Origin of the sequence: Pedobacter sp. GSP4, assembly GCF_051857575.1 — a bacterium.
Lineage (GTDB): Bacteria > Bacteroidota > Bacteroidia > Sphingobacteriales > Sphingobacteriaceae > Pedobacter.
In genome coordinates this window covers 863131-872357 of sequence record NZ_JBPZIR010000002.1, presented here as the reverse complement: position 1 = coordinate 872357, position 9227 = coordinate 863131, and the positions used below count along the sequence as shown (strand labels likewise).

The 9227-nt window shown below is 40.7% G+C and carries 5 protein-coding genes; 1 reads left to right on the top strand and 4 read right to left on the bottom strand.

The annotated features are described in order from the left end of the window. Window positions 1-154 precede the first annotated feature (154 nt). Window positions 155-922, top strand: coding sequence for a hypothetical protein (locus ACS5PU_RS07165; protein ID WP_439458598.1), 768 nt, complete (start codon window positions 155-157; stop codon window positions 920-922). A gap of 284 nt (window positions 923-1206) precedes the next feature. Here ACS5PU_RS07165 and ACS5PU_RS07160 read toward each other — a convergent pair whose 3' ends face one another. The 4 genes from ACS5PU_RS07160 to ACS5PU_RS07145 all read right to left on the bottom strand — a co-directional run bounded on the left by ACS5PU_RS07160 (window position 1207) and on the right by ACS5PU_RS07145 (window position 9220). Further along, on the bottom strand, window positions 1207-2298 hold the full coding sequence (locus tag ACS5PU_RS07160; protein ID WP_439458597.1) for an AI-2E family transporter: 1092 nt from the start codon (window positions 2296-2298) through the stop codon (window positions 1207-1209). Between the two features lie 200 nt (window positions 2299-2498). Further along, window positions 2499-3305, bottom strand: a complete 807-nt coding sequence (locus ACS5PU_RS07155) for an endonuclease/exonuclease/phosphatase family protein (protein ID WP_439458596.1) — start codon at window positions 3303-3305, stop codon at window positions 2499-2501. 256 nt (window positions 3306-3561) lie between these two features. Beyond that, window positions 3562-4092 carry an RNA polymerase sigma factor gene (locus ACS5PU_RS07150; protein ID WP_439458595.1) on the bottom strand — a complete coding sequence of 177 codons (531 nt, stop codon included), beginning with the start codon at window positions 4090-4092 and terminating at the stop codon, window positions 3562-3564. 295 nt (window positions 4093-4387) lie between these two features. After that, window positions 4388-9220 carry a chemotaxis protein CheB gene (locus ACS5PU_RS07145; protein ID WP_439458594.1) on the bottom strand — a complete coding sequence of 1611 codons (4833 nt, stop codon included), beginning with the start codon at window positions 9218-9220 and terminating at the stop codon, window positions 4388-4390. Between the last annotated feature and the right edge of the window lie 7 nt (window positions 9221-9227).

The following is a 9227-nucleotide window of genomic DNA, read 5'->3' as shown; positions in this document are numbered from 1 at the left end:
GATGGACTATAATTACCATCGACCACACCAGGCATTGAACTTCAAATCTCCCATCGATTTATTGCAGGAAAGTTGAGGACAAAATTATACTTTTGAATGGTCTGAAAAACAGGGGAGCTTACACTGTGCTAGTCATAACCTTCACAAACAGTTGATGACCAGGTTGCTGCAGGAAGAAGGTATTAGAAATAGAAGGGAGTTTGAGCAGGTGATCCGCTGGATCTTTGTCTTTGGACGAACTTTTGTCGAAAAGGAGGGGATGTTCAGGTTCAACTATGAATCATTGATTAGCAAAATCTATAATTACCATAACTCAATCATTGATAAATATTATAAGGGAAATCTTTCAGAATATAAGAGCTTTATCGACAGTCAGTTTTCTATTGCTATAGCACCTTACCTTTTTGAGAATGAATTGATCTTTCATTTAAAAGAAAAAGGTCAGGGTTTTGTGCTTTCTACCGACGAGTTGGCTGTCTATCAGCTTTCCTACTTTAGGAATTACGCTGAAAGCAGTCATGGACTTAACAAAGATGTATTATGGATCTTTTATGGGGCAAGGGAATATTTCAATTACGACTCATTGGTGGGGAGGTCCAAGGGCTGGAGGTTCGAGCCTGCACTGGTGGAAAGGATGAAGGTTTATATCAGAAATAAAGATCCGAAGGAGTTTTTAAAGTTTAGTATCGAGCGGAATATCCGTGCCAAGACCAAAGTTTCTATTTATGCCCAGGTATTGGATTTGTTCGAAACGCCTTTAGAACTGGCTGCAATTGTGACAGAAAATCCACATCTTGATCCGCAGATTAAAAAGGAATATCTCGAGCTTCTGGGTAAACTGAGTGCGGTTGATTTTAAGGAATCTGTGGAGATGGAGTTTCAATCTGAGCTTAAGAAAGAGGGCATGGATGATCAAGAATAATTTTAAATAATACATGTAAAATGATTTTTTTATTTGTTAAAATACTGTTTTATCAAATAAAATTTTTACTATTGTAATAGGTTGGAATAGTCTTAAAATAGCTGTTGCGTAATTGTATCCTTTTCTTTTTAACTTATTGATTTATAGGTAGTTCTACTTTCTGTATCGGCAAGTAATCCCCTCAAAACCCGTTATTACCATGCAATTACTTCAAGGCAATTGCTGATCCTTTTGGCCATACTTTTCATTCATGTAAGGATTTAATTTATTAACAATTAAGTTGATCAAGCTGAAGTTTTAGGGCTTTTTCTGCGTAATCTTTTTAATTGCCCCATATGTTCTGTAGGGATATTATCACCAAGGAGTTTACCCCATGGCTTGAGTCCTTCGATCCTGTCGAAAACTATTTTTAGCACCGCAATAAACGGAATGGATAAAAACATGCCTGGAACTCCCCAAAGTGCAGCACCCAACAGTACTACAACAATGGATATCAATGCATTGATCTGTACTTTGGAGGATACTATTCTGGGTACCAATATATTGTTATCAATAAATTGTATAAGTGCATACGAAGCAATAATGAGCAACTGGGTGGTGAAACCATCTGTAGTGAGTGTTGCCATTAGCACTGGCAGTGCAATTGCAATAATTCCGCCTATGTAAGGAAGAAGGTTCAATATTGCGCCAATTACGCCTATTAAAATTGCATTTTGAACACCTAATACCAGTAGTGCACACGAATTCATCACCGCTACAATACCCGTTTCTATCAGTAATCCAACAATGTAACTCTGTATCGCTGCTTTAGTCTCTGCGATTATCTCTCCAACCTTTTTAGTGTTTTCTTCTGAAAATACTTCGTATAAAAAGTTTAGGATCAGTGTTTTATAAAGCATTATCAAAAATGTGTATACGGGAATCAAGAAAATTACACTTAAAATGCCCAAAGCACCGCTTAATGTTTGCCCGATTACAGCCTTACTACCGTTTGCGGCCTCATTAATCATCTCCGTCTGTTTTCTGGTACCTATTCCGAAGGTTTGTTCCAGCCATTTTTGAATTATTGTTAGCAGCTCAGAAAACTTTTGTTTCATGGCATCTACGTTATCAAAGAAATGAGCGATCTGTGAACTTAAAAAGTAGGCTAAGCCAGCAACGGCCAGCACTGCAATGAGCATAGAGATCATGATCGCTATAATCTTGTGAACACGTTTTTCAAGTCTTACCGAAAGGGGGTTGAGCAATATTGCGATCAGTGTTGCGAAAGCGAGCGGAACCAGAATATCGCGGAGTACACTTAGCATAAATACTGTAATTAAAATTCCAAGCAGTACAGCTGGGGCTTTAATGTAGAATGGAAATTCTTTTTTCATCTGGGATATAAGTATGGATGTTGAACATTGCAATTGCCAAAATGTTCTCTGTTAAATCAGTTTTATTTAGAAATAGGAATGACGCTGATTTTTTTAGGTATTTGGATCTTCTGGATTTAGATTTTTTATCGGTAAAATTTCATTAATAGTTTTGATGGCGATGTGTGATCAAATCTGAAAAAATATCCTAAATAGAATAATTATATACTGGCCGTGGGGGTATTAATTTTTTGCTCTGCAAGCTTCTTCTCTTCTTGTGTAGCAACCGGAGCTTCATTTTGCTTTTCTGCCTTTGGGGAATATTCAAGATTTACACACATTGGAAAATGGTCTGAGCCACAATTGTCAAGCCGTTTAATTGATTTGAGTGCAAAATCGCTTGAACAAAATATGTGGTCGAGTGGAAACCGTAGGAAAAAATACTTGGCATTAAAACTGTTAAAAAATCCTCTACCGCGTCTTGGATCTAGTAAACCACTAATTTTTCCGAAAAGGTTGGTTGTGTAACTCCATGCCACATCGTTTAAATCGCCCATTACAATAACCGGAAGTTTACAGTTTTTAGCTTCCTTGGCAACCATCAGAATCTCCTTATCACGTTCGGTAGATCTTGGGTTTTCTTGTGGTACCGGAGGCTGGGGGTGCAAACAATAAAGTTTCACCTGCTGGCCAATTGGTAAAACAACTTCTGCTTCCATAGATGGGATGTCGTTTTCGACAAGAAATTTAATATCTCCCTTCATCGGCAATCTCGAATACAATAACATGCCGTATGTATTTTCAAGCGGAGCTTTTATTTGGTGGGGATAAAGTTCAGCTATGACATCCATTTTTTTCTGCCACCATAAATTTGTTTCCACTAAAAGTATGATATCGGGATCACATTTTTCAATGAGTTTAAGGTATTTGTCCGATTGTTTGTTCTCCTGGTATACGTTGGCAATGAGTATTTTCAGATTGGCCGTTCCAGTTGGATTTTTTGTTGTGATGATCTGTTTTTTCGCCAATGCTGTATAAGGGAATATAAGATAGCACAGATAGGCAAGGTTTAGCACAACACCGAGGAGTATTATATAGCCATATCCATCGTTCGGAAAATCCAACAACAATATTGCAAAAAGTAAAAGTACATTTAAAGTAAGCTTTTGAAGCCTGGGATATTCAAAAACGCGGAAAACCCAAAAATCATGTCTGATGAATGGGACGATGGTTGTAAATATTAAAAATAGGCTCAGGTAAAAAAAGACATTTTGCATAGATATATTATGCCATTCCCTTTTTGTAATCGTATTTAGAATAGGTTTGCAGGTATTCCTTTAAAAGCTTTCTTGCAATATGGATCCTGGTTTTAACTGTTCCGATCGGTAGGTTTAATGTTTCGGCAATCTCGTGGTATTTATAACCTTCAAAGTAACTGATAAATGGTGTTGAATAACATTCAGGAATATTTTTGAGGGCTTTTTTGATATCCTTCATGATCAAGGTGCCTTCCCCTGCATTTTGGGTAGAACTAAATTTCAGATCCTGGTAACTGATCTCTTCATTCTGGCTGATCAGTGCATTGGTTTTGGTTTTGCGCCTGTAATTATTGATAAAAGTATTTTTCATGATGGTGAATAACCAAGCCTTAAGGTTGCTTCCTGGCTCAAATTGAGCATAATACTTAAAGGCTTTCATCATCGTGTCCTGTACCAGATCACTAGAGTCTTCATGATCTTTTGTATAACGCATTGCAAATTGATATAAAGCAGGAGCTAATATCGATGTCTGTTGGCTGAATTCAGTCTGGGTCATAATATTTTTTAGGGATTATATTTTCCTTAACAAATTCGATACCATGATTTTCTTATCAACGGGGATAATGATATGAATGATGTGATTTAACCTCGCTTTCAACGTTTCGTAGATTTAATGTTGATAAAAAAAGAGATTTAGCACGCTTTCGCGAATAAATTCAGCGATCACTTTTTATAAATCCATAGTTATCTAAAGTGTCCTGTTTCATATCGGCCTCCAGGCAACAGGGCTGGTAAAAAGGACATAAAAGTTAATAATGGTTGAACCTATTTTTGCTGTGTAGACACTAAATTTATATCCTGGCCTGAAGGGGAACTGTGAACCAGAATTCGGAGCCCTTTTCAAGTATACTGTTTACACCGATTTCACCGCCATGACGCTGGATAATCTGTGAAGAAATATAAAGGCCCAAACCAAGTCCCGATACAAAGCTAGAAGAATCTTCAACGCGGAAAAACCGCTCGAAAATCAGTTTTGCCTTATCTTCCGGAATCCCCATACCCTGGTCTTTTACCGTTAACCTAAGCATTTTTCCATCAGATTTGGCAGTGATGCTGATTTCCTTACCATTTGGAGAATATTTTAATGCATTGGAAAGAAAATTTGAAATTACCTGCTCTATCCTGTTGCGGTCTGCACTGATGGAAATATCATCTACATCACGAATAATAGCCTGCATGCCCAAACTGCCCTGAACGCCATCTACAGCATCGTTTATTACCTCAGCTACTTGGAAAGAAGAGATGGTAAAGGTCATTTTTCCTGCCTGGATTTTGGTTACATCAAGCAGGTCATCCACCAATGTGGTCAGCTTTCCGATCTGACTGTTTGCTTTGTCGATAAAGCGGAAAATATCAGCAAATCTTTCTTCTTTAGCCATTTTAAGGGCAAACTGAAGATATCCTTTGATGCTTGTAATCGGTGTTTTGAGTTCGTGGCTGGCGATGCTCATAAATTCATCTTTTTTGTTCATGAGTGCCTTGGTGGTGCGCTGCGCAATCATCAGATCTGTAACCTCAAAGCCAAAGAAAGAAATTCCATCAATCTGGCCATCAGCAGAATATACAGGGTTGAGGATCAGGTCAAACCACCTGTCGCCCGGTTTTTCCATATTGTTTGATTGGTTTTGCAGCGGATAGGCGCGTGCAATAAAGGTTTCACCGGTTTGGAGTACCTGCTTTTCAATCTCTATCAGTTCGGGGATATATAGCCGCGAATGTACTGCCATTTTTGAACCCAGGTAATTATCGCCACCATCAAAGTTTACAAAGGCTTCGTTCACAAATTCATAGCGCAGTTCAGGCCCCCGGCGTATACTGATCAGCGCCGGTGCTTTTTGGAAAATGCTGTAAAACTCTTCCTGTTGCCGTTTAATAAGCTGCTGCAGTTCGTTTCTACGCTTTTCCGTATGTTTCTGTTTGGAAATATCGATCACATAGGTTATGGCCTCCTTGGGATGCTCTGGATCGAGCACCGCAGCGCCTACAAGTACATCAATAGCCTTTCCGCTTTTGCTAAGGTACTGTTTCTCAAAAGGTGGGCAGAAACCCTCCGCCTTGAGCAGTTGTGCAGAGATTTTGCTGATAGGCATATATGCTTCAGGTGTAATGTTCTCCCAGTTGATAGCGCCCTTTTGAAAATCTTCACCCGTGTAGCCAAGCATATCCAGAAAAATCCGGTTGGCAGTTTCTATCCTTCCTGATTCCAGATCTGAAAACAGCATACCGATTACATTTGAATCAAATATTTTTCTGAACTTACGTTCTGTGGAACTTAGTTTTAGCTCGGTATCGGTCAGTACCGATACATCAAGTATGGATCCCACCATGCGGTAAGGTACCCCATTTTCATCCAGTAAAATACTTCCCCTGTCCAGAATGGTGGCATAACTTCCGTCTTTGCGTTTCAGGCGGTATTGCGAGGTCCATTGTTCTGCTCCCTGATTAATGGCATCATAAACACTATCCATTACCCTTTGTTTATCCTCTGGGTGTATATTATTAAAATAGAAAGTAATGTTCTGACTCTCTAAATTGTTCTCATAACCAAACATGGTGGTAAAGTTATCATTCCGCCACATCGTGTTTTCAGAAAGGTTCCAGTCCCATACCGCATCATTGGTTGCCCTTGATACCAGGTTAAAGCGGGATTCGCTTTCAGAAAGTTTTCGGGTGCGTTCCCTTACTTTTGCTTCCAGACCTGAGTTTAACTGTCTTAGGTTTTCCCTGGCCATCAACAGCTCATTGTAGTTCCGTTTAAGTTTCTGCTCAGAGATTTTCTTTTGTGTGATGTCGGTAAGCGTGGCCGCAAAACCATCCGCCATTTTTACCGCCACAATTTCTATCCAGGTATTTTCACGCAGCTGAAGCTCCGAATGGAAAGGTGTACCCTTCTCTGTTACGTTAACATAACGCTCTAGGCTGACCTGATTGAGCAGCTGATGGAGATGATCTGCCAGATGCGCTTTCTGCAGCTCTGAATAGGGTATCTTAAGTAGCCTTGTTGCAGCTTCGTTAAAAGAGATAACCTCAAAATCAGTAATCAGATGCTCCCTGTTACGCAATGCCCTGAATACCATTACCCCGTTTAAACTGGCATTGAATACCCCGGTAATGATGTTATTGAGTTCGGTAAGCTTCGAGATATCCACAAAAGTAATCACAATCCCGTCTGTTTTTCGGTCTTTTCTAACATAGGGCATAATGCGCATCAGGCTGCTTTTGCCATTTTTTAGCGTAACTTCTTTTTCTGTTACGTGGCCGGTAGAAAGCACCTGCTGAATATCTGTATTGAGGTTTTCATTAACTATGTTATTGGAAATCTGCTCTATGGACCGGCCAATGTCGGCCTCGATAAGGTTAACCATTGCGATCGCCGCGGCATTGAATTTCCGGATATACATATCGGGATCGATAAAAATCTGACCGATATCGGTGCTGCGGAAATAATTGTCCAGATCGTCATTGAGGTCGAGCAGTTCCCTGATTTTTACCTGATGCTCGGTATTAAGGGTGTGGAGCTCTTCGTTAAGTGATTGGAGCTCTTCATTACTGGACTGGAGTTCCTCATTGGCCGAAAGCAGCTCTTCATTGGCTGATTGTAGCTCCTCGTTGGTGGTTTCCATCTCCTCTACGGCCATCTGCAGATTGGTTCTGGTTTCATCAAGCTCGGCTTCCAGCTCAAATATGTAATCCTGTTGGTTAATCAGCCCATGGTCTGTTTCGGTAACTTCCTCTCTTGCCTGTACCTGGCCCGGGGCAGATTCTCTGAACAAAATCAGCGTAAGGGCAGGGCCTGCGCCGGAAAGGGAGGGCTGAACCGAGATGTCTAAATATATATCCTGAGTGCCATGTTTTAGGTGGAGATGCTTGAGATGTGCTGCTTGATGCGATTTCCAGACTTTTCTCAGGGCACTGTTCAGTACCACTGAGACCTCACGGTTAACCATTTTCAAGACATTAAGTTCAATTTTCCCATCTGGTAGGGAGAGATAGCGCCTGTAGTCTCCAATTGCCTCCCTTAGGATATAAGATCGATCAATGTACACGGCTGCATAGCCCAGCTCACCAGCCATGAAATCAACAAAGTTCTTTTCAATCGGGGTTAATCCCTTATCAGCCTCATTCCCTCTTTTTTTCTCCCGGCCGGATGCAGGATCTGAGGTTGTGTTATAAGTATTGTAGCTGGCATAATTAATGGTGCCTGTTTTTTGATAGATTTTCCATTTTCCCGAAATTTCACTCAGACCGCTTTTTAGGGCCGAGGCGGTTTCGCTCGGGCCCAGAAAGAGAAATCCGCCCTGTACTAGTGAAAAATGGAAAACAGAAAGAATTTTCTCCTGTAATACACTGTTAACATAAATGAGCATGTTCCTACAGGTAACCGCATCGTTTTTGATGAAGGGTGGCGATTTTGTAACATCATGTTTCGCAAATACCACCTGCTTGCGTAAGCTGGGAATGAGTGAATAGAACTTACCGTCCTGATGGAAGTATTTTTTGAACAGTTTAGCCGGTACTTCCTGTTTTACTGAAATTGGATATTGGTTACGGGAGGCAATTTCGATGCTCTTTTCGTCGATATCGGTGGCAAAGATCTTTAGCTCGATATCTTTTCCCGAACGGAAAATACATTCATTCGCCAGTATAGCCACTGTATAGGCCTCCTGTCCGGTACTGCACGCACATACCCATATTTTCAGCGTATCTCCTGATTTTTTTTCTTCGATGATCAGGTCCAGTTGCGTCGAAAAAAGGCCGAATGCATCAATATCCCGGAAAAATCTGGTAACCCCAATCAGGAAATCCTGTCCAAGGATCCTCACTTCACCTTCATTTTGTTTTAAAAGCGTTACATATTCCTCCAGTGTCCTGATCTGGTTTTCATTCATTCTCCTCCCAATACGCCTGATGATGGTTGGTGTTTTATACAGGTGGAAATTGTTGCCGCTCTGTTCGTGTACCAGCTTGAAAATGCTGTCCAGTAAAGCCTCATTAATTTTTCCATTTTCCAGTACCTGTATGGGTGCTTCGTTAACGTAGTTAAAAAGTTCGGTACTCATTTTAGAAGGCTCCAGCACGTAATCGGCATTGCCTGATAATATGGCACTGTTTGGCATCCCATCAAATTTTGCGGAACCGGGTTCCTGGACAATCACCATACCGCCGCCCTCTTTAATTGCCTGTATACCCTTGGTGCCATCTGTGCCAGTGCCCGAAAGGATAATTGCAATAGCCTTTTCTTTTTTATCGCGGGCAAGCGTGTAAAGGAAATGATCTATTGCCGTGTTTGGTGCCTTGATCAATGATTTGTCGGCCAGTTTCAACCGTCCGCTGCTCACGGTCATCAATTTATTGTTGGGAATAATATAAACGCAATCCTGCTGGATGGCCATATCATGTGCCGCCTCAAAAACTTTCATGTGCGTATGCTTGGCAACCAGCTCTACCAGAAGGCTTTTATAATCTGATGAAAGATGTTGTATCACCACAAAAGAAAAGCTGGCACTGCCAGGCATGTGGTCAAAAAACTCATGTATAGCCTCAAGTCCCCCGGCAGATGCACCGATGGCTACAATATATTTGTCGTATCTTTTAGTTTTTTCTTCTTTTCTGTTTGCTGCCATTATAAAC